At 41.8% G+C, this 1,038-nt stretch carries 1 protein-coding gene; it reads right to left on the bottom strand.

The window, feature by feature from the left end; all coding sequences use genetic code 11:
* Positions 1–51 precede the first annotated feature (51 nt).
* A complete protein-coding gene (locus tag FTV38_RS17915; RefSeq protein ID WP_180023090.1) occupies positions 52–984 on the bottom strand; it encodes an IS5 family transposase in 933 nt (310 codons plus the stop codon).
* Positions 985–1,038 lie beyond the last annotated feature (54 nt).

The raw sequence follows: 1,038 nt of genomic DNA, 5'->3' as shown, positions 1-1,038 counted from the left end.
GGCTTTGTTGCACAAAGATTTGAAATACAAAGCCCCCTAATTGAGCCAAATTTAAGGCGTAACTTGGGTAAGTGGTCGACCTAATTCCGTAAATCTGTTGAGGACTGCTACACGTGCATGAATTTCATTGACTTGGCTATCAAATTTTCTTGCACTGAGTTTATCCCCCAATAATTTGATGCAATGCATCTTAGTTTCGACCAAACTTCGGCAATGATAGCCGGACCATTTTTTCCATAATGTCCTGCCTAAACGTTTAACTGTTCGAAGTAATTCATTTCGTGCTAGCGAGCTGATCTTTGTATCTTTCCATGGTTTCGCATTTTTTCTAGGTGGAATCACCGCATGCGCTTGCCGATCTGCAATGACCTGACGGCATTGCTTGGTGTCATAAGCTCCATCGGTATAAACAGAGTCAATCTGCTCATCTTGTGGAATCTGATCGAGTAAATCACCAAGCACTTGTGAATCACTCACATTATTTGTAGTGAGTTGAATAGCGCGTATTTGAAGGGTTTCAGCATCTATACCAATATGAAGTTTACGCCATTGGCGACGATATTCAGGTCCATGTTTCTTGCGTTTCCATTCGCCCTCACCTAGAAACTTCATGCCTGTAGAGTCTATGAGTAGATGCAGCCCATCGCTACTTTTTTGGTAGCTGATTGCAATATCAATATGCTTTTGTCTTCTACAAAGCGTACTGTAATCTGGTGCGGTCCAATTTAATCCACAAAGTTTAATCAGACTTTGCACACAGCCAGTGACCATACGTAAAGATAGACGGAATAAGGATTTAATCATTAAGCAGCATTGGATAGCTGCGTCGGAGTAGGTTTGATTTCGCCCTTGTTTGCCTTTTGATGGAGCATACCATTGCGTAGCAGGATCAAACCAAATGGCAATATTTCCGCGACTCATGAGTGCTCGGTTATATGCGGGCCAATTGGTTGTGCGATAGATTTTGTGTGTAGGCTTCTTCATTTGAAAATTATATCGCTGAAAAAGCCTTTACAGATAGGTTTGTGCAACAAAGCC

The organism is Acinetobacter sp. YH16044 (assembly GCF_013417145.1).
GTDB classification, from domain to species: Bacteria; Pseudomonadota; Gammaproteobacteria; order Pseudomonadales; family Moraxellaceae; genus Acinetobacter; species Acinetobacter amyesii.
The sequence above is the reverse complement of the archived record's forward strand: the minus strand, read 5'-3'. Positions and strand labels throughout refer to the sequence as shown.